Consider the following 20,970-nt stretch of genomic DNA (forward strand, 5'->3'; position numbering starts at 1 on the left):
GCAAACTGTAATTTGACAATAAAAATCCGCTGCCTTAAGGCTTAAGGCAGCGGACGTTACTCTTCTATATTTATTCTGCAAACAACTCCGTGGAAAGATAGCGATCACCCGTGTCTGGCAGCAGCACGACAATATTCTTGCCCTCATATTCCGGGCGTTTTGCCAGCTGTACAGCAGCAGCCAGTGCCGCACCGGAGGAAATGCCTACCAGAATGCCTTCACTATGTGAGAACTGACGGCCATACTGGAACGAATCCTCATTGGCAATCGCAATGACTTCATCATAGGCTTTCGTATCCAGCGTATCCGGTACGAAACCAGCACCAATGCCCTGAATCTTATGCGGGCCAGCCTGTCCTTTCGACAAAACCGGACTCGAAGCCGGCTCAACGGCCACAACATGAACATCCTGCTTCTGTTTCTTCAGATAATGGGCAACACCAGTCAGCGTACCGCCCGTGCCAACACCAGCCACAAACGCATCGACCTGACCATCGGCATCATTCCAGATTTCCGGGCCGGTAGTTGCCTCATGCGCCGCCGGATTTGCCTGATTCGAGAACTGAGCGGGGATAAACGAATGCGGCGTATTCTTGGCCAGTTCCTCAGCCTTATCGATAGCGCCCTTCATGCCCTTAGAACCATCCGTCAGCACAATCTGCGCACCATAAGCCTTCAAAAGATTGCGGCGTTCCACGCTCATCGTCTCCGGCATCGTCAGGATTGCTTTATAGCCACGAGCAGCAGCTACACTTGCCAGGCCAATTCCCGTATTGCCCGAAGTCGGCTCGATGATAACCGAATCCTTCGTAAGCTTGCCATCTTTTTCCGCCTGCTCAATCATCGCCTTGGCAATGCGGTCTTTGACCGAACCTGCCGGATTGAAATACTCAAGCTTTACCAAAATATTCGCTTTCAAATCATTGGCTTTGGTAAAGTTATTGGCTTTAAGCAGCGGCGTGCCGCCAATCAACTCTGTTACACTATTGTAAATATTTCCCATCAGAAAACGCCTCCACTTCGTAAATTCAATGTACACGGTAAAACATATATGATTAATATGTTTACATATTAACATACTTTCTCTGTTTTGTCAACGCTTACGCCTTGACTTTTTCCGCCATTTTCACTATTATATACTATACAAGCATAACATATCATCTATATATGTATAACATTGAGCATTTTCGGAAACGAGGTATATACTATGAAAATTTCTGCCAAAGGACGCTATGGGCTCGCAGCCATGACTTATTTAGCCCGCAACTACGCATCAGGCTCCCCCATCACCATCATCAGTATTTCGGAAAAACTCGGCATATCCAAAATTTATTTAGAGCAGGTTTTTTCACTGCTTAAGCGCGCCAACCTGGTCAACTCCATCAAGGGCTCTCAGGGCGGCTATCAGCTGGCTCGTGAACCACGCGCCATCAGTGCCTACGACATTCTGTCGTCGATTGAGCTGTCCTTGATGGAAAAAGCAGCCTCGGCCTCAGATAAGATGCCGGAACTCAACCGTGCTCTTACCTCGAAAGTCTTTACCCCGCTGGATGACAATATCAAAGATACGCTTTCCAATGTCCGCTTGGACGATATCCTGACGGCACTTGATGCGCAAAAAGATGCCGACAGTCTGATGTATTTCATCTAAAATAACCTTATAATTTACGACTGTGCTTGAGCAAAATGTCTTTTGTATACACGAAAAACGCCGTAATCTGTCAGAAAACGGCGTTTTTTCGTTTGTGGACATTATAGAATGGGAATAATTCCATAAAATGCAGGACTTTTCGGGTAATAAGCACCATACGCCGCTTCACAAACAAAAAAATCCATAGTATAATGCTAATTATGTTGTTGAAGGATAGCCCCTATCCATCCCATCGCTAACAACCAGAGCTGCTGTCATGCAGGCTCCCCCTGCAAGGTCTTACCCGGACCTGACAGTTACACGGATGTATTGTTGGAGGTGTTTCCCCATGTTCATTGATAACGTTCGCGTTATCATCGCTAAAGGCCCGTTTTCTGCGGAGGATGCGCAGTTCTATATAAAACAGATTAAGAAAACAACGAGGTTCCCCCTTAAGAAAATCGTTTTTACCTGTTCTGACTCGTATCTTGATATCCGATATTCGTTTCATTCAATCCCCTTTGAACGCATTCGTCGGATTCCATTAGCGACCTCATCAGAGGAACGTGCAGTAAACAACTAATCCCCTTTGAATTCCGGCATCGGCCGGTTTTCTGACATGAATAAGCCCCTGAAACGATTGGTTTCAGGGGCTTATTCATATATTGTCACGAATTCAACTGAAATTTATACGAATCCAGTTCCCAAACCGTGCCCACCACGTTTTTTATCGGACTGTCACCACGGACCTCCAGCTCCGGCTGGATATTTTTTTCGGGGAATACGAGCAGGCTGGCAGCCTCCTCGCCATGCTGGAAGAAGGCTTCCACAGCCGCTTTATCGACAAACAGCTGCAGCGACAGCTTTTGGTCGGCAAACAGCTTGAAAATCCGCTTGCCACGGCCGCCTTTCTTCATGCCCTCGCGGTCAATCGTCATAGTCTGCTGTTCCCGGTCATAACTGAATACCAGCTTTTCCAGACCATAGTGCAGGACACAGGTGGCGATTTTGGCCTCGCCGAGTTCCATTTCCAGCAGGATTTCCGAACCAGCAAAGAGCGGCTGGCGGAAGGACGATACCAGCGAATTATTCAGCTCGACAGCCGATTCCTTTACCCGAAGATCCCGCATCTCCCGTGCCGGGCGTGAGTAAATGTGTCCCTGGCGCAGGCGCAATTCCCTTGGCATAGTCAGGCTGTACATCCAGCCCTTCTCCTTGGATGGATATTCCCCATCTTTATCCGGCATTCCCATCCAGCCAATCATCAGATGACGGCCTTCGTGCTCAAACACCTGCGGGGCATAAAAATCAAAGCCACGGTCAAGTTCCTGGAATTTCGTATGCTGTACCATATCCAGGCTGTCCAGCGACAAATGACCGGCGATATAGCCCGCCTGATAGATGTTCTGACGGTCATAGGCCCGCGCGGAAAGTCCCTGCGGACAGAAAATCAGCACATCATAGCTGCCGAACTGCAAGAGATTCGGGCATTCCCACATATAGCCAAAATCGCCCAAACGCGTGTGAATCTCCCCGAGATTGTGCCAGGAGCCATCGACCTCTTCGTAGATAAGGGCCGTGCCTTTCTCATCGGCTTCCCGCTGCGCACCAATGATAAGGTAACGGCGGCCATGACGCGTGAACAGGAACGGGTCGCGGAAATGTCCCGTGATGTTTTCCGGATGGTCGGGAATGATGATTTCTTCCTTGCGTACGCTACCATCGGATGCAAGCGTACCGAAGCGCTGCGCCGGAATCCGGACGCCATCTTCTTTGCGGTTGCAGGTATAGAGCACCCGCAGCTTTCCATCTTCCGAAACACCGCAGCCTGAATAACAGCCGTCCTTGTCATGGACATCATCAGGCCACAGCGAAAGCTCTGGCAGCGTGTAATGAATGAAATCGCGGGTCTTTACATGGGCCCAGCATTTATTCTTGTGTTCACACCCCAGCGGATTCCACTGATAGAAAATATGATAGGCGCCCTGATGATAGGTTAAGCCATTAGGATCATTGATAAGGCCAAACGGCATCTCCAGATGGAAGCGGTTATGCCAGCGGTGCTCCAGAGGGAATCCCTGTGCCAGTCTGGCATCGATAGTCTGTTTATCGAAATTTTCCATAACGAATCTTCCCTTTCCGACACGGAAAGCCTTCCCCATGCGGGGAAGGCCTTTGCAATTACTTCTTTATTCTTCCGGGGTAAACAGCGTAAAAGTCAGGCCGAAGGCAATGCCAAAGCCAATGGCATTTACGATGATGTATTCGAGCAGATGGTCAAGGTACAGGAGCGTACCCGGCAGAACCGTGATGCCCATGCCCGTACCAGCAAGGTGCAGGAAGCTTGCGACACCGCCAGCGAATGCACCGCCAACCAGCGCATAGAGGAACGGCTTCATGAAGCGCAGGTTGATACCAAAAATAGCCGGCTCCGTGATACCGAGGAAGGCCGGTACCGCCGAGGAAATGTAGAGCGCGCGTTTTTTCTTGTCCTTCGTCTTGAGGGCAACGGCAACAGCGGCACCGCCCTGAGCAACGATAGCACCCGTGATGATGGCATTGAACGGGTCAACACCAGTCGTAGCGAGCAGCTGGACTTCGAGCGCGTTGAATACATGATGAACACCGAATACGACGATAACCTGCTGCAGGCCGCCAACGATGAAACCGCCAATGCCCATTGGCATCTGCAGGAAGGCCGAGACAGCACCAAAGATGGTCGTTTCCAGCGAATGCATGATTGGTCCAATTACGATGATACCAAGAATCATGGAAATGAACAGCGTGATAAACGGCGTAACGATGAGATCGATAATATCCGGCACGAAGGACTTGAGGGCCTTCTGGAGTTTAGCCGCGAAAATACCGAGAACGAGCGCCGGCAAAACCGAGCCCTGATAGCCGACAATGCCAATCGTCATGCCAAAGAGATCCATCGGAATCGGCTTGACGTCACCACCGGCAACGGCCCAGGCATTTGGCAGCTGCGGTCCGACGAGCATCAGGCCGAGGACAAGGCCGATGACCGGCGTACCGCCGAAGCGTTTCATCGTCGACCAGCAGACGAGCGCCGGCAGGAAGATGAAGGCCGTATCCGTTAAAATCTGAGACAGCAGCAGCACATTCGGGCTGAACTGCACGCCGAGGCTCTGGGCAGCGCCGCGCAGGCCCATGAAAAGACCGGTTGCGACGAGGACCGGGATAATCGGTACGAAGACATCGCCGAGCGTACGGGAAATCTTCTGAATCGGCGTCATCTGCGCATAAGCTTCTTCCTTATTGCTGACACCGCTGAAGTTCGTGCCCTTTACGAATTCGTCAAAGACTTTGTCAACAAAGCCCGTGCCAAGGATAATCTGATACTGGGCAGCGGCAAAGAACTGGCCTTTGACCCCGTCAATATTTTCAATTGCCTTCTCGTCAATTTTCGATTTATCGTTGATGATGAGGCGCAGGCGCGTTGCACAATGCTCGGCATTGCGGACGTTATCCATGCCGCCAACGTATTTCTCGATTAGCTTTGCGACGCGGGCTTCTTTCGGGAGGTTTGCGTATTCGCTATCGTCCGTCACTGCGGCAGCCTCCTCACCACTATTTGCCGAGGAGGTAATTTCCTTGTCCCCCAGGGCAATCGTAACACTGCCGAACTCAGCCGCATTCGTCACGAGAACCGGCGTCGTCGTATCGTAACCAGCCTGTTTGATTGCCTCTGCATCAAATTCCAGCAGCAGCTGGCCTTTTTTGACCGTATCACCCTGAGCAACCTTAGCCTCAAAATGCTCGCCGCCCAATTTAACCGTATCAAGACCGACATGAATCAGGATGTCAGCGCCGTCAACGGAATGGATACCGATGGCATGCTTCGTATCGAACAACACCGTAATCTCGCCATCAACCGGCGAATACACTTTGCCATCCGGATTCTTAACCCCGGCGCCAAGGCCCATGGCCCCTCCGGCAAATGCCGGGTCACTAACTTCCTTCAGTTCCACCAGCTGACCATTCAGCGGGCTGTCCAGACGGATGTCTTTCATCGTGATACCTCCCTAATCTTTTCCCCGAATCATAAATAAGTTCTTATGAATGCACTCTTATGAGACCGATTTCATATTTATAGTCTACTTTGTGGAACTGGTTTTGTCAAGAGGAAATCACACAAAACAATCGAAAATCCGTAAATCGAGCATAAATAATCATAAACATTCAAATCCATCAAACGCTATGATTAACATGCAAAACTACCAATAGAAATGCACTTTGTGACCAATTACAGTTTGTGGGGTAGAGAGGGGGGAGTTCGATACAACTCTTCGGCGGCGAGGGACACAGTACCAACGCTCCGCCGGTGGCAACCCGCTACAAGAAATTTTTGCCTTTTAATTAAGAGTTGGAAAACAGTTAAACGCGCTTCGCTTGGACGAAACTGCTTTTCCAACGAGAACGCAGGCAAAAATTTCTTGCTTCACGCGGAACGTCAAGGCTACGCTTATGGTACTAGGGCCCCCGCCGCCTGGGGTGGAATCAACACTACTATGCCTTCCCCTCTGGGGGCAACGAAGTTGCGGATGCCCGGTGGACATCCCGGGGGGTGGGCGCGAAGCGCTCGGATGAGGTCATTCTGTATAACTTACGATTAAATTAATACCTAAAGCTGCTACCTCATCCGCCCCTAACGGGGCACCTTCCCCAGAGGGGAAGGCAAAAGTTCGTGTTTGTTCTAACCTCAGCCGCCGCTAGGGACAGTGCCATAAACGAAGCTTTGATGTTTTCCGTTAAGAACGAAATTTTTATCCTCCCCCTTCGTCGGAAAAATTCTACCGTCCAAGCGAAGCGCGTTTTGGATTTTTCCGATGCTTAATTTAGGATAAAAATTTCGTTTAGGAAAACATCTTGGCGTAGTGTTGGCACTGTCCCTAGCGGCGGCGAAGAGCTGCCTCGAACCCATTCCTCTACCCTACAAACTGTAAATTAACAAAATCCCCTTGACTCGGGTATGAGCCAAGGGGATTGCTTCTTTATAAAATTTACTGAACCAGTAAATCGCGGAATTTCGTGTATTCCTTCTGGAAGAACAGCTGGATGCTGTCGACCGGACCGTTACGGTGTTTCGCAACGATGATTTCCGTGATGTTCTTGTTCTCCGTATCCTTATCGTAGTAATCTTCACGATAGAGGAACATAACGATATCGGCGTCCTGCTCGAGCGAACCAGACTCACGCAAGTCTGAGAGCATCGGTTTCTTGACCTGACGGCTCTCGACCGAACGGGAAAGCTGGGAAAGCGCGATGACCGGCACGTCGAGCTCGCGGGCCAAAGCTTTGAGCGAGCGCGAAATCTCCGAGATTTCCTGCTGGCGGTTGTCGCTGTTCTTGCTGGCACGGCCCTGCATCAACTGAAGGTAGTCGATGATGATCAGGTCAAGTCCATGCTCGGCCTTCAGGCGGCGCGCCTTGGAACGCAGGTCCATAACCGTAATGCCGGCCGTATCGTCGATGAAAATCGGCGCACGGCTCAGGCGATCGGCCGTCTCAACGAGTTTGTTCCACTCGCCCTCATCGAGCTGTCCCGTACGCAGGCGCGTAGCATCGATGCCACCCTCTGAGCACATCATGCGCTGCATGAGCTGCTCTTTGCTCATTTCGAGCGAGAAGAAGGCGACCTTGCAGTCATGAAGGCCGCAATAAGCGGCAATGTTGAGCGTAAACGCCGTCTTACCCATGGACGGACGGGCCGCTACGAGAATGAGGTCGGATTTCTGCAGGCCCGAGGTCAATTTGTCCAGGTCCTTAAAGCCCGAACTGATACCCGTGAGGCCGCCCTTTGATTCATAAAGCACATTGATGCGCTCGAAAGTGCGCATGACAATGCTCTTCATGGACTCAAAGGCACCACCATTCTGACGGTTGGCTACTGCCAGTATGCTCTTTTCGGCCTCGTCCATGATATTTTCGACCGAATCCGTATCCTCATAAGCGGCACTGGCAATTTTCGTTGCCGCATTGATGAGATTGCGAAGCTCGGCCTTTTCCTTGACGATTTTCGCATGATAGCCAACATTGGCGGCCGTTGGTACGGCATTGGCCAGCTGGGTGATAAACGGCAGGCCGCCGATTTTCTCCAGCTGTTCGCTCTTGCGCAGCTGTTCCGTGAGCGTGACGAGGTCAACGGCCTCATCGTTGCCCGACAGTTCCAGCATCGCTTCATAGACGAGGCGATGGGCTTCGCGGTAAAAGTCATCCGGCTGCAGGATTTCCTGCACCTCGATGATTGCTTCTTTCTTTATGAGCATCGCTCCCAGAACAGCCTGCTCGGCTTCGATATTCTGAGGAGGGACGCGTTCTGGTAATGCCATTTCTATATCCTTTCCAGGCGTACTGCCAGCTTATTCGTCTTCGAACAGGATTGCAAACGCCTCGTCTGCCGTTTCTACGGCATGGATTTCCAGCCCAAGATGTTCTTGCGGAATATCCTTGCTGTTTTCCTTTGGGATAATCAGTGTCTTGATGCCGGCCTGCTTGGCGCCATAGGCTTTTTCAAAGACACCGCCCACCGGGCGCACGCGGCCTTGCAGGGAAATCTCGCCCGTCACGGCCACGTTCTGCTTGATTTTGCGGCCCGTGACGGCACTCGTGAGCACCGCCAGAATAGCCGTGCCCGCGCTTGGACCGTCGATGTTTCCGCCGCCAATCACATTGATATGGACGTCGTAGTCATGGATGTCCTTGCCCGTAAGCCGGCGCATAACCGACGCCGCATTGAACACGGAATCCTTGGCCATCGAGCCGGCCGTCTCATTAAAGCGCACGGTTCCCTTGCCCTTTTCATGCGCCTCAAAGGCCACGGCCTCAATCTCGATTACCGAGCCCAAAAAGCCCGATACACCAAGCCCGAAGATATGACCGGTCAACGCCTTATCCGAAGCCTTCTTGGTCACGAACTGATAAAGGCGGCTGACCTGCGCCACTTCGTAGATGTCCGCCTTGCTGATGGATACCGCAGGCCCCTCGCCGCTGGCGATTTTCTCCACGGGCACCTCGTCGGCGGCACCGCATTTTTCCAACGCCAGGCTGTAGGCATCCGCGAGGATGTTGATGGCCTTGCGGCCTTCAATCGTATACTCGCTGATGAGTTTAGCCACACCGTCGTCCATGGTCACATGGAGCTTGGCGGCCGCGTTCGTCACGATTTCCTCGATATGGCGCGGCGTCAACGGCTCGAAATAAATCTCGGCACAGCGGGAACGCAGGGCCGGATTGATATGGCCGGCGTCGCGCGTCGTCGCACCAATCAGCACGAAGTCAGCCGGCGCACCTTCTTCAAACAATTTATGGATATACGGCGGAACCTTCTCATCGGTCGGGTCATAATAGGCCGATTCGAAGTACGCCCGCTTGTCTTCCAATACCTTTAACAGTTTATTTTGCAGCATCTCATCCATTTCGCCGATTTCGTCGATGAACAGGATACCGCCATGCGCATCGGTAACCAGACCCGGTTTCGGCTCCGGGATACCACCATCCGCCAGATTGCGCTGGGCGCCCTGATAGATTGGGTCATGAACCGAGCCCAAAAGCGGGTTGGTCATATCGCGCGGGTCCCAGCGAAGCGTCGTGCCATCGGTTTCAACGAATGGCGCTTCCTCACGGAACGGTGAAGCGGCTTTTTTCTTAGCGGCTTCGAGTACGAGACGCGCAGCCGTAGTCTTGCCGACGCCCGGCGGGCCATAGAGCAGCAAATGCTGCGGATACGGCGAGCTTAACTTGGCCATCAGCGATTTTACAGCCCGTTCCTGACCGACAATCTCCGAAAAATCCTGCGGCCGCAAAAGTTCCATGATGGACTGCGTCAGATGTACGGATTCGAGCTTTTCGAGCTTTTCCCGCTTTTTCCTGTCCTGTGGCGACTCAGCTCCAGGCTTTTCCTCTTTGATTACCTGCTTGCGGATATCGTTGAGGTATTCCTGATGCTCTTTTTCGAGTTTTTCCGAGACTTTCTTCTCGATGTGGTCCTCGACATTGCGGCGGGCCACCAAATCGGCCGTCCGCTCGGACAATTGCTCCATGACTTTCGAGAGTTCTTCTTCTTTTGGTGCTGGCGAAATCAGCGGGTCCTCTTCGAGGATTCGCTGCAGGGCCAGCACCCGGTCACAGCGGTCATCGGAGCGCATAAGCTGCAAAGCCTTCATCTTGCCGGCTTTGATGACGAGCTTTTCCGTTCCCATCACATCGACCAGCACGGCATAGAGCGCATCGATTTCCCGGTCAATGGGCTGTTGTTCCTGACGAACAGGAGCAGGCATAGCCTGCTCCTCGTTTTTCTTGAATTTGCGAAATAGGTTCTTAAAAAAATTCATAGCAATCAGCCAGCGACCACATTAATCTTGATTTTGCTCGTAATGGACGGATGAACCTTTATAACGGCCTCATAAACACCTTCGCCCGTCACTTCACCCTGAATGGCGATTTTGCGCTTGTCGATATCAATATTCGACTTCTTGAGGGCTGCGGCAACATCTTTGCCCGTTACCGAACCGAAGAGCTTGCCGCCTTCACCGATTTTGACCGGAATCGTTACGGAAACCTTCTCCAGCTGAGCAGCCATGAGTTTTGCCTCATCAGTTGCCATTGCGTCTTTGCGGGCTTTGGAGCCGGCCTGCGCCTTTGCTACATTCATATTTTCAGCCGTTGCCAGCACTGCTGCTTTTTTCGGCAGCAGGAAATTGCGGCCATAGCCTTCCGATACCTCGACGATATCGCCTTTTTTACCCAGTTTTTTAACGTCCTGCTGAAGTATTACTTTCATCTTGATCATTCTCCTCTATATATTTCTTGCTGATTTCAATTACCTTGGCCTTGATTTCCTCGATGTCGCCATCTTTGACCTGCGCACCGGCCACGTTCTGATGACCGCCGCCGCCAAAGGCTTCCATGATGACCTGAACATTCATGTCACCCGTAGAACGGGCACTGATTCCCACCGTGTTGCCCGGCAGGCGGAACACGACGATACTCATACGCACATTTTCAATGCGCAGCAGCGAGTCGGCCGCCTGAGCAGCAATGACCTGAATGTTGTTGAGCTCCTCCGGAATACAGGAGACAATGAGGCCGCCCTCATAGAGCTCCGACCGCGCCTTGGTGCGGGCCAGTGCCACCGTCGTATCGTAATCCGAACGGAACAGATGACGGACCATGACCGGGTCAGCGCCACTGCGGCGAAGGTAAGCCGCCGCATCAAAGGTGCGCACGCCAGTCTGGACGGCAAAGTTCTTCGTATCCACCACAATGCCGGAATAAAGTGCCGTTGCATCAAGGCGGGAAAGCATCAAATCATCGCTGAAGTACATCAAAAGCTCGGTCACCAGCTCACTGGTGGAGCTGGCCGCCGGCTCGATATAGACGAGCAGCGGATTTTTGATAAAGTGTTCGCTACGGCGATGATGGTCGATGACGACTACCTGCGGAATGCGTTCCAACAGCGACGAATCGGCCACCAGATGCGGGATATGCGTGTCGACCACAATGAGCACCGGATTGAGCGCCGTCATCGTCGTGAGGTCGTCGGCACGCACGAAGATTCCCTCGTACTCCTCCTTGCCCTGCAGCAAATCGGCAAATTTGTCAATGCCTTCATTCATCTCCGACAGCACGATATGAACCGGCTTTTCCAGCTGACGCGCCATTTTGGCCATACCCATGGCCGCACCAAAGCAGTCGAAGTCCTCATTATGATGTCCCATGATGAAAACTTCATCGGCCCCTTCCATGATTTCACGGATGGCATGCGCAACGACGCGGGCTTTGACGCGGGTGTGCTTCTCGACGGCCTTGGTCCGGCCGCCAAAGAACTGCGTCTTGCCACCGATATCCACGGCAACCTGGTCGCCGCCGCGGCCCAGTGCCAGATCGAGGCCGGCCTGAGCCTGGGCCCCGAGTTCGGCCATCGTCTGATTGTCGGCTACTGCCACGCCCATCGAAAGCGTTACCGGCAGGCGGTTGCTGCTCTGCAGCTGGCGGACCTTATCGAGAACATCAAAGCGTTCGCTGATGGCAAGGTCCAAGCCCTCACGGCTCAGAACCACCAGATAAAGATCATCCGAAACGCGGCGCATAAAGCCGCCGAGATTCTTCATCCACTTGTCGAGTGCCTGGTTGACCGCCAGCAGCAGCGCCGTGCGCTCGGCTTCGGTCTGCCCCTGCATGACCTCATCGTAGTTATCAATCTGGATATAGACCAGGACCGTGCGGCTCTGCTGATACGTAGACCGCAGCGTTTCATGCGTCGTGACATCCTGCACATAAAGCGACATCAGCTGCGGCTGATGCGGTGCCATCTTCACGGGACGATAACGGACCTGATAGTATTTATCCTCATGGGCAAAGACGTACTCGCCTTCCTGGCCCCAAATCGGGGTAATGATGATCCCCGGCCAGATATCCTTGATATCGGTATCCATTTCCGGCTGGCTGCCCACATACTGGGCAACGCGGGAATTGGTCCACTGGATGCGCCCATCCTCGGTCACAATCAGAACAGCCTGCGGCAGTTCTTCCACCGCATAATTGACCATTTCCTTGATATTCTGCACGACGTTGCGGCAATAGCGGTCAAACCGCTTGGAACGGTCTGCACAGCGCTCTCTTGCAAACGAAGCAAGGGAAAGCCACACCACGCCCGCAATCGCGGCAATGTAACGGTTATAATAGGATAGAACGCCAATCAGCACCAGCATAATCAGCAGATGAATGGTCAAATCAATCCAAGCTGAAAGATTTCGCGGCATTACGCCTCACCTCATTTCTCACCTCGCGCCGCAAACCGGCGGCGATAGTCAAAAATCATGTCAAAAAGCCCGGTCAAGGCTACCAGCTGCGTCAAAAAACCGCTGGTAATAATCAAAACGATAATAATAATCCGGGCTGCGGTTGCCAGCTTATAATGCCGCATAACACAATGGGTAAGTGACAAGCCCTGGATGAGTCCGGCAAAAATTGCCACCATATTGGCATTGATGGATAGCTGGTAAAGCGGCTGGATATCCCGCGTTCCGCCCCAGTAAATGCCAACCAGCGCAAAACCGAAGAGATAAAGGAAGAAGGACGGCAGCCGCCACTCGGCAAAAGGCGGAAGTGCCTCAGCAGCTTCGCCGAGCCGGCGAAGGATCCGCGTGCCCAGTAAAAATCCGACCGCGGTGTCGATAAGTCCCATCATCAGGACGATCAGCGGCATCAAAAGCGGCAGCAGCATCATGGCTTCATCGATTTCCTGACGGCTCTTCGCCAGTGCCGCCTCGTTCATGCCCATATCTTCATACATATGGAAAACCGCATCAAAAGACGCTCTTACCGTATCCACTTCCAGGTTCAGCGGATTGACCGCCGTCACGGCAAATATCAGCGCAAGGGCAGCCAGTTTTCCAGCCAGCGAGGCTAAAAAAGCAGTGCCAAATACCTTTGCTCCCGGCCATCTTTTGCGGAAGCCCAGACCTAAAATAAGACCTGTCGGCGCAAAGGCAATCACCATGCGCAAAGACATCAGCGGTTCAATCAGCAGCGCCATGATAACGCCCGATACCAATACTGCCATAATACCCCAGCGAATGCCATGCCGGACTACGAGAACGAGGATTGGCAATGCCCAGATAAGTGCCGCTGCCATCCCCAGCACCGGCAAATAAACAGCAAGTACAGCCAGGACCACAGTCAGCGCTGCCAAAAGGCCGCTTTCTGTCATCGGGGTGATTCTATGTTGCGTCATATTGTCATCCTTTCTCAGGGAATTTTTTACAAAACGCCCTTAGTAAACCAATCTCCATTATAGCAGAAAAGAAACATGATGTCTTGAAAGCAGGTACTAATAAAAAACTCCGGCCGCCACCTGCATGGTGACGGCCAGAGCCAATCATTTCTTTATTTAGCAAATACGCTAAGGTCGAGACTGTTAAAGCCTTCCAGCAGTTCTTCCACCTGAACGGCGATTTCCTTTACGCCGCCCTCCTGGCTGCTCTCAACATTGAGCGGCATATTGGGGTCATGCAGGGACATGCGCAGCAGTGCCCAGCCATTTGGGAATACCAGCCGCACGCCTTCATAGGACGGCTTAGCGATTTTGATGCCTTTCGCCGTGGCCCGTTCCTCAACCGTCTTCAAGACGCCATTGCCATAGGCGCGGAAGTCTTCTTCGCCCTTGATTTTGATGCGGAATTCCTGACTCTCCTGCGGAGCACCAAGGTTCTTGACGAGGTCCGACAGTTTGCGGCCTGCGGCTTTCGCCTTGGCAGCCGCCACGAGCAGTTTAACCGCCAGATACGCACCATCATCCAGATAATAGTTTTCGGACAGGGCACCATGACCAGAGGTCTCGATAGCCAGCGGAGAAACCACACCGGCATTGTTCTGGCGGATGCACTCATCGATGACGTTTTTATACCCGCGCATATAGCGGAGATGTTTGAGGCCCAGGTCCTTTTCCAAAAACTCGGTCAGCTCATCGCTCGTTACCGAATCCGTAATAATCGTGCTGCCCGGATAATCCGGTGCCAAAATTGCCGCCATCATGCCGATGAGCTCGTTGCGGCTGATTTCCTTGCCGTTTTTGAGTACAGCACTCATGCGGTCAACGTCCGTATCAAAAATCAGGCCGAGGTCCGCGCGGTTGTCGAGAACCGCCTGACGGATGGCTGCCATAGCCTGCTTATTCTCCGGATTCGGGATGTGATTCGGGAAATGTCCATCCGGCTCGAGGAAAGCACTGCCCGTAGTATCTGCCCCAAGGCGTCCGAGCACCTGCGTCGCAAAGAAACCGCCCGCACCATTGCCGGCATCAACGACAATATGCATCCCCTTGAGCGGTTCATTGGCCCCGCCCAGGGCTTCACGGATTTTCTTGCGCAGGTGATGGCTGTAACGTTCCATGAGGTTATAGCGCTGAGCCTTGGAACGCTCACCTTCCATAACCGGATAGCGGGAGGCATTCTGCAAAATCGTGATGATGTCCTCATGCTCGACACCGCCGTCTTTGGTGAAGAATTTCATGCCATTGCGGTTATAGGGAAGATGGCTGGCCGTTATCATGATGGAACCATCCATCTGGGTTTCCGGGAATACCGTCGACATGAACATAGCCGGCGTTGACGCCATGCTGCAGTCAACGGTAACGACACCATGAGCCGTCAGCGCCTTCAACACCTCGCGCTTGAGATCATGACCCGTAAGGCGCGAGTCACGGCCAACGGCTATGCGCAAATCCTTCTTGGCTTTGCCCGTGCGCTCGGCCAGGAATTCAACAAAGCCCGACGTTATGACATTGGCCGCATCAGTGGTCAGGTTCACCGGTTCATCGGCAACGCCCTCCATAGCGACACCGCGAACATCGCTGCCATTGGCAAGTTTCATCAGGTTTTTCTCTGGGATAATCATCAAAATGCCCCCTCAGCAATTAATCAAGATAGAATACCTATCATCGTTACTATCTATGATAATATGTATTCCATATGAATTGCAAATTTTCCTGTTATTTTAATTTTTCTCCAGAAACAAAAATTGCAGTTTGTGGGTTAGAGAGGGGGGAGTTCGATACAACTCTTCGGCGGCGAGGGACACAGTACCAACGCTCCGCCGGTGACAACCCGCTACAAGAAATTTTTGCCTTTTAATTAAGAGTTGGAAAACAGTTAAACGCGCTTCGCTTGAACGAAACTGCTTTTCCAACGAGAACGCCGGCAAAAATTTCTTGCTCAACGCGGAACGTCAAGGCTTCACTTATGGTACTGTGTCCCCCGCCGCCTGGGATAGTGCCGACACGAAGCTGCCTTCCCCTCTGGGGGGCAACGAAGTTGCGGATGTCCGGTGGCATCCCCGAGAGGTGGGCGCGAAGCGCTCGGATGAGGTCATTCTGTATAACTATTGACTAAATTAATAACTAAAGTTGCTACCTCATCCGCCCCTAACGGGGCACCTTCCCCAGAGGGGAAGGCAAAAGTTCGTGTCTGTTCCATCCTCAGCCGCCGCTAGGGACAGTGCCATAAACGAAGCTTTGATGTTTTCCGTTAAGAACGAAATTTTTATCCTCCCCCTTCGTCGGAAAAATTCTACCGTCCAAGCGAAGCGCGTTTTGGATTTTTCCGATGCTTAATTTAGGATAAAAATTTCGTTTAGGAAAACATCTTGGCGTAGTGTTGGCACTGTCCCTAGCGGCGGCGAAGAGCTGCTTCGAACCCAGCCACACTCCCCCACAAACTGCAATTTTTCTATGCAAAAGGCCTGCCAACGTTTGCGTCAGCAGGCCCTAAGATTCATTTATTCGCCGAAGAATTCGTTTTCAGCCGCGATGCAGAGCATGTGGTATACCGGCAGGTGAAGTTCCTGAATACGGAACGTTTCATCATCCGGAACGCAGATGCATACATCGGCGAGATTGCGGCTCTTGATTTTGCCGCCCGACTTGCCCGTAAGAGCCACGGTCTTAACACCTTTTACCTTGGCCATCTGCAGGGCATAGATGACATTCGTGCTGTTGCCAGAGGTCGAGATTGCCACGAGGACGTCACCCGCATCACCCATGCCGAGAAGCTGCTGGGCAAACGAGAGGTCCGGGGCCTGGTCATTGGCGAACGCCGTATTGAGTGCCACCTGATTGACCATCGACATTGCCGGAAGCGCTCCCTGCAAATTCTCCATAAAGTAATCAGCCTCATCGGGGCAGACTTCGCGCATCTTGGCCTCCATATCGCTTCCCAGTTTGCGCGGCAGCAAAAAGCCCTTCATGAGCTCGCCGACAATGTGCTCTGCATCGGAAGCACTGCCGCCATTGCCGCAGGCAATGAGTTTGTGGCCAGCGCGATAGCTGTCACAAATCACCTCTACGGCTGCCAGTAAATCCTTCTCACATACGGAAAGTGCCGGATAGCGGCGGATGAGTTCCGTTACTGCCTGTTTTGTCGATTCCTTAATCAATTTTCCTAACTCCTTTTAACGATTGCGGTATTTATCCGCTGTGCTTTTTGCCTCATAGCCAGCTTCCGGCCCACGGATATCATGGATTTCCATGCGCTCTGCCGGCGCCTTCGGCGTTACATCCTTTATGTCCTGACGCATATTGAGATCACGCATGCCGGAACGGTAGACATTCGGCTCGTTTTTGCGGCCGCGGAATTTATTCCAAAGCCATTTCAAAATCATGATGACCGCCAGGAACATGACAACGTTCATCACGAGTCCCAAAATATCCCCGAGCAGGCCGCCGCCCATTCCCAGCATCTGCGAAAGCAGGTGGCCGAGCATCATGCCGCCAGCCAGCAGGCCGATATTGCGCATGATACTGCCCCAGCGGCTGCCGCTCTGCGTGTTGTTTTTGGCAGCCGTATTGCTCTTGCTGTTTGCCGCCGGTGCCGTTTTCTCCAGCTCCTTGGCATTCTTGGACGGTTTATAACTTTCGCCATTGCCCGATACCGACTTGCTGTTGCTCGACGGCGTCGAAGCCTTCGGGGCCGATGCCTTCGGCGCGGACTTAGCACCGCCGCCGACTTTGGCTCCGCCCTTGGCCGCATAGGCAACCGATGCCTGGTCAAAGGTCACGGCCGTAACAACGGGGACGGCCGTTGCCACCATCAAGCCGGCCATAACGGCCGCTGCCATTTTCTTCATCTTCATAGTAAAAGCTCTCCTTTTCCTGCTTTATTCTTCCTTATAAGATTTTACGTCCTCAGGGAACGCATAGATTTCACCCACGGTGTCGAGCTCCCCCGACAGATAGCGGTCAATGTCATCGACATCGATATAAAGTTTGCAGTCGATATCGAGATATCCCTGCTCCTGGCCATTGGATAAATCGCGGATTGCCATCAATTTCTCCCGAAGCTTCAAGAGCTCACTGCGGGTAGCATGAACATCGAGTTTAATCTGTGGAACGCCATACTCCTTGAGTACTTCGTCCATTGTCATACGTTGCGACATTTTAGGTTCATCCTTTCTTTTGACCTTTTGATGTTTATATCTTAATCGTCTCAGCTGAAAATCTGCTGAGATTTTCAGAATTTCTAGCCTTCATGCGGTCTAAAATCTGCTGCAGCTGGCGCTTTTGCCGCAAATGCGTCTCGTAATCGAGGTCATTGGAATCAAGGCGCATTCGCTTTTCGATATTGTCGATACTCTGCTGAAGCCGCGCCATTGCCTCCGCGTTATTCTCTTTCATGCCTATGCCCTTTCCTTATCGATTCTGTCCATAGTATCAGTTTATCGTTTTCTGTTCCTCCATGCAAGAAAAAAGCAGTCCGGAAAGCATTCGGGACTGCTTCACCATATTAGTTGCTCGCAGCATTTCCGGGTACGGCTGCTCCCCCTTTTAGCAATTCGGCCTTAACTTCCTTTGCCTCGCATGAGGCCTTCTTCGGAACTTTCAGATTCGGCAGCTTGTCGAGGGCCACGGTCTTGAGGCTAATCGTCAGCGTACTGGCATTTACGATATCTTTTGCCTGCTGTACCTGCTCGGGCGTACATTTGGACGGGTCGATTGCCGAAAGCACGGCCTTGCGCATGGGTTGGGTAAGGTCTGCCTGCATGCCGGTAACCATATGATTTGCCCGGTCAATCTCTACCGTATAGGTAAAATCCCCCATATTTTCCAAAACGGGCTTTATCATAGCCAGCATCTCGTCCTGCTTCTGCCCGGTCATATTCATCGCTTTGGCAAAATACGGCATAATCTTATCGCCATCCACGGTCACGATATAGCTCTGCCGGTCGCCATTTGCCTGGCCCAGCTCGACGGCCTTCACGGTTTCGAGTGATGCCTGAACCAGTTCTTTGTTGCTTTCCATATATAATTTCTTCTGTTCAGCCGGCATCGCCATGGTGGATTTTACCCAGCCGTTATCCGGCTTTTGGAAATATACCACCAGCTGCTCGTCATTTTCCTGCAGATAGTATTCACTCGCAATCGTGGATACCGGCTGATCCGGCACGGCAATCGTCATTTTTACCTTTCCCTTGCCGGCTATATCGGGCTTGGCCGAAAAATACAGCTCCGATTCGTAATGGCAATTCACCATCGACTTCAAATCGGCTTCCATAGCGAGCTTCCCCTTTTCACAATCCACTAATGCCAGTGTTTCCTGGCGGAACTGCTCCTTGGCCGCATCGGTCGGCGCAGCTTGTACGGCCGCACTCCCTAAAAAAAACGCCATTGCCATTCCGGCAGCCATCAGGATTTTTTTACCTTTAAACATGGCTTCAATAACCTCTCTTTCTTTTTCACAATTTCAGCTTTAATAATTCGCTGTTAATCTTCCATCCCCTCTATCATGGTATAATAAAATTGTTACAAACTCCTGTGAGGTGATTGATTTTGAAGCCAATAGCCAACAACTACTCATTCTTTTCGAAAACATACGAAAAAGATTTAGCCATCGCTGACGAACTGAATCGGCAGAGCAGCCGTCTTACGACCATGCGCACCGTCACCTTTATCCTGCTCGTCTTTTCCTTTGCGGCCGGTTACGATGGGCATACGGTTGGTACGATGGCCGGTATTTTGCTGCTCGTATCGTTCTGCCTGCTGGTCCGCCGCCATAGCCGCCTCAAGAAAAAGCAGCAGTTCACTGCCTGCCACACCCGGGTGGTCAAGGATTTTCTTTCCCGCTTTGATGGCAGCTGGCAGGATTTTGCCGACGATGGCAGCGCGCTGCAAAACAAAGACCAGCCCCAACAGATTGACCTGCATCTCTTCGGGCCAGCTTCCTTCTATCAATACCTTTCGTGCGCCCGCACGCTGCGCGGCAAAAAGCGGCTGGCCGCCGCCCTCACTACAACACCGCCGAGCCGTCAGAAAATCATGGCCCGTCAGGAATCTGTTGCCGAGCTGATTGGCCAAAAGGAATTCGTCCTACAGCTGCTCGCCCAAGCCGCCCAGCTTCCCGACCGTCACGATACCACCGAACTGCTAAACGAAATCGAAGCTCCGCTTTCCCAGGGGAGCCATGCCATTGTCCGCTATCGGACGGCCTGGATTCTGCCCGCCATCACGCTTCTTAGCCTGCTGCTGGCGGCATTTACCGTAGTAAGCTGGACCATCCCCGGGCTGCTGCTCGGCCTGCAATTCTTGCTTGCCACAGCCTTCCATCAGCACAATCAGACAATCCTTGCCCCATTAAATCACCTGACCCATGAACTTCATTTCTATGAAGCCATCTTCCGCGACCTCGAAGCGGCCGATTTTCAGGCGGCTTCACTTAGCGGCCTGAAATTGCGGCTGCAAACGGGACAGGCCAGCGGCAGCCTGCATCGGCTGGCCGCGCTTACCGACGCGGTCGCACTGACGCGCAATTTCTTTTTTGCACTGCTGGCGAACACGCTGCTGCTCTGGGACTGCCATATGGCCGCGCGTTTTACGCGCTGGCATGAGCTGGCTTCTGGGAACCTTCGCGAGTGGATGGATATCTGGTCGGAGTTTGAGGTATTGCTTTCATTGGCCGTCATCGGGCAAACCAGGGAGCAGTGGACATTCCCGGAACTAAAAGACGGCCAGCCTTCCCTCTGCGCGCGGGATCTTTTTTCCCTGCTCTTCGCCGAGGACAAGGCCGTTCCCAACGACGCCAGCTTCACCGCTGGCACCTGTATCCTCACCGGTTCCAATATGAGCGGCAAGACCACCTACATGCGGACGCTGGCCGGCGCGGTTGTCCTCGCCTATGCCGGGGCCCCCGTCTGCGCCCGTGCCTTTTCGCTGACGCCGCTTCACATCTTCACGTCGATTCAGGTCAACGATGATATGTCTCTGGGAATTTCCACCTTTTACGCCGAACTGCTGCGCATTAAGCAAATGGTGACATTCAGCCAGCGGGAACTCCCCATGCTCATCTGCATTGATGAAATATTCAAGGGAACCAATTCGGCCGACCGCATCATCGGCGCCCGTGAAGCCATCAAACAGCTGACGCGCGCGTGGTGCATCACCCTTGTCACCACGCACGATTTTGAGCTCTGCGACCTGAAATCTCCCAATGACTTGCCTGTAACGAATTGTCATTTTGAAGAGTACTACGAAGACAACAAGATAAAATTCGATTACAAGCTGAAACCTGGCCGCTGCCAGACTACCAACGCCCGGTATCTGCTGCGCATGGCCGGCATTCTCAGCAGCGAATGAAGCGCGCAAATACGACTCGCCTAAAACACGAAAAAATACGAACTTTCCGCATAAAATCGGTCAGTTCGTATTTTTTTATAAAAAAACCGAGACAAATGTCCACAGATGTGCTAATATAGTTATTGTCTTAATTTCGTATATCATTGTATACTCTCAAGAGACATCTTCTGTTATTCTATTCCCTTAAGGAGGACAT

16 protein-coding genes are annotated in these 20,970 nt (G+C 52.3%); 2 read left to right on the forward strand and 14 right to left on the reverse strand.

Annotated features, from left to right (window positions below; genetic code table 11):
• Positions 1-70: 70 nt before the first annotated feature.
• Positions 71-1,003, reverse strand: a complete 933-nt coding sequence (gene cysK, locus FZ040_RS08295; RefSeq protein WP_149171560.1) for a cysteine synthase A — start codon at positions 1,001-1,003, stop codon at positions 71-73.
• A 204-nt stretch (positions 1,004-1,207) separates the two neighbouring features.
• On the opposite strand from cysK, the gene FZ040_RS08300 reads away from it, so the two are divergent.
• Positions 1,208-1,651 (forward strand): RrF2 family transcriptional regulator, encoded by a 444-nt coding sequence (locus tag FZ040_RS08300; RefSeq protein ID WP_149171561.1) that lies wholly within the window; start codon positions 1,208-1,210, stop codon positions 1,649-1,651.
• Positions 1,652-2,298: 647 nt separating this feature from the next.
• Here the strand turns inward: FZ040_RS08300 and FZ040_RS08310 are convergent.
• From FZ040_RS08310 to FZ040_RS08370, 13 genes are all read right to left on the reverse strand, one after another.
• Positions 2,299-3,753 (reverse strand): glycoside hydrolase family 32 protein, encoded by a 1,455-nt coding sequence (locus FZ040_RS08310; protein WP_149171563.1) that lies wholly within the window; start codon positions 3,751-3,753, stop codon positions 2,299-2,301.
• Positions 3,754-3,819: 66 nt separating this feature from the next.
• On the reverse strand, positions 3,820-5,664 hold the full coding sequence (locus FZ040_RS08315; RefSeq protein ID WP_149171564.1) for a glucose PTS transporter subunit IIA: 1,845 nt from the start codon (positions 5,662-5,664) through the stop codon (positions 3,820-3,822).
• Between the two features lie 990 nt (positions 5,665-6,654).
• Positions 6,655-7,983 (reverse strand): replicative DNA helicase, encoded by a 1,329-nt coding sequence (gene dnaB / locus FZ040_RS08320; RefSeq protein WP_149171565.1) that lies wholly within the window; start codon positions 7,981-7,983, stop codon positions 6,655-6,657.
• 30 nt (positions 7,984-8,013) lie between these two features.
• Positions 8,014-9,984: a Lon family ATP-dependent protease gene (gene lonC, locus FZ040_RS08325; protein WP_149171566.1), complete on the reverse strand. Its 1,971-nt coding sequence runs from the start codon at positions 9,982-9,984 to the stop codon at positions 8,014-8,016.
• Between the two features lie 5 nt (positions 9,985-9,989).
• The gene (gene rplI, locus FZ040_RS08330; RefSeq protein ID WP_033171253.1) at positions 9,990-10,433 is read right to left on the reverse strand and encodes a 50S ribosomal protein L9; all 444 of its coding nucleotides are present in this window, start codon (positions 10,431-10,433) and stop codon (positions 9,990-9,992) included.
• Positions 10,405-12,414 carry a DHH family phosphoesterase gene (locus tag FZ040_RS08335; protein ID WP_149171567.1) on the reverse strand — a complete coding sequence of 670 codons (2,010 nt, stop codon included), beginning with the start codon at positions 12,412-12,414 and terminating at the stop codon, positions 10,405-10,407. Before FZ040_RS08335 ends, rplI begins: the two co-directional genes overlap by 29 nt.
• An 11-nt stretch (positions 12,415-12,425) precedes the next feature.
• Positions 12,426-13,388, reverse strand: coding sequence for a YybS family protein (locus FZ040_RS08340; protein WP_149171568.1), 963 nt, complete (start codon positions 13,386-13,388; stop codon positions 12,426-12,428).
• A 152-nt stretch (positions 13,389-13,540) separates the two neighbouring features.
• Positions 13,541-15,049: a phosphohexomutase domain-containing protein gene (locus FZ040_RS08345; protein WP_149171569.1), complete on the reverse strand. Its 1,509-nt coding sequence runs from the start codon at positions 15,047-15,049 to the stop codon at positions 13,541-13,543.
• Positions 15,050-15,928: 879 nt separating this feature from the next.
• Positions 15,929-16,585 (reverse strand): D-sedoheptulose-7-phosphate isomerase, encoded by a 657-nt coding sequence (locus tag FZ040_RS08350; RefSeq protein WP_149171570.1) that lies wholly within the window; start codon positions 16,583-16,585, stop codon positions 15,929-15,931.
• Positions 16,586-16,600: 15 nt separating this feature from the next.
• On the reverse strand, positions 16,601-17,281 hold the full coding sequence (locus FZ040_RS08355) for a hypothetical protein (protein ID WP_149171571.1): 681 nt from the start codon (positions 17,279-17,281) through the stop codon (positions 16,601-16,603).
• A 24-nt stretch (positions 17,282-17,305) separates the two neighbouring features.
• The gene (locus FZ040_RS08360; RefSeq protein ID WP_149171572.1) at positions 17,306-17,584 is read right to left on the reverse strand and encodes a hypothetical protein; all 279 of its coding nucleotides are present in this window, start codon (positions 17,582-17,584) and stop codon (positions 17,306-17,308) included.
• Positions 17,585-17,618: 34 nt separating this feature from the next.
• Positions 17,619-17,822: an aminoglycoside phosphotransferase gene (locus FZ040_RS08365; protein WP_149171573.1), complete on the reverse strand. Its 204-nt coding sequence runs from the start codon at positions 17,820-17,822 to the stop codon at positions 17,619-17,621.
• 109 nt (positions 17,823-17,931) lie between these two features.
• Positions 17,932-18,855, reverse strand: coding sequence for a hypothetical protein (locus FZ040_RS08370; RefSeq protein WP_149171574.1), 924 nt, complete (start codon positions 18,853-18,855; stop codon positions 17,932-17,934).
• 119 nt (positions 18,856-18,974) lie between these two features.
• Between FZ040_RS08370 and FZ040_RS08375 the strand changes: the two genes are divergently transcribed.
• Positions 18,975-20,774 carry a MutS-related protein gene (locus tag FZ040_RS08375; RefSeq protein WP_149171575.1) on the forward strand — a complete coding sequence of 600 codons (1,800 nt, stop codon included), beginning with the start codon at positions 18,975-18,977 and terminating at the stop codon, positions 20,772-20,774.
• The last annotated feature ends 196 nt before the right edge of the window (positions 20,775-20,970 follow it).

This window comes from Pseudoselenomonas ruminis (assembly GCF_008271295.1).
Lineage (GTDB): Bacteria > Bacillota > Negativicutes > Selenomonadales > Selenomonadaceae > Selenomonas_A > Selenomonas_A ruminis.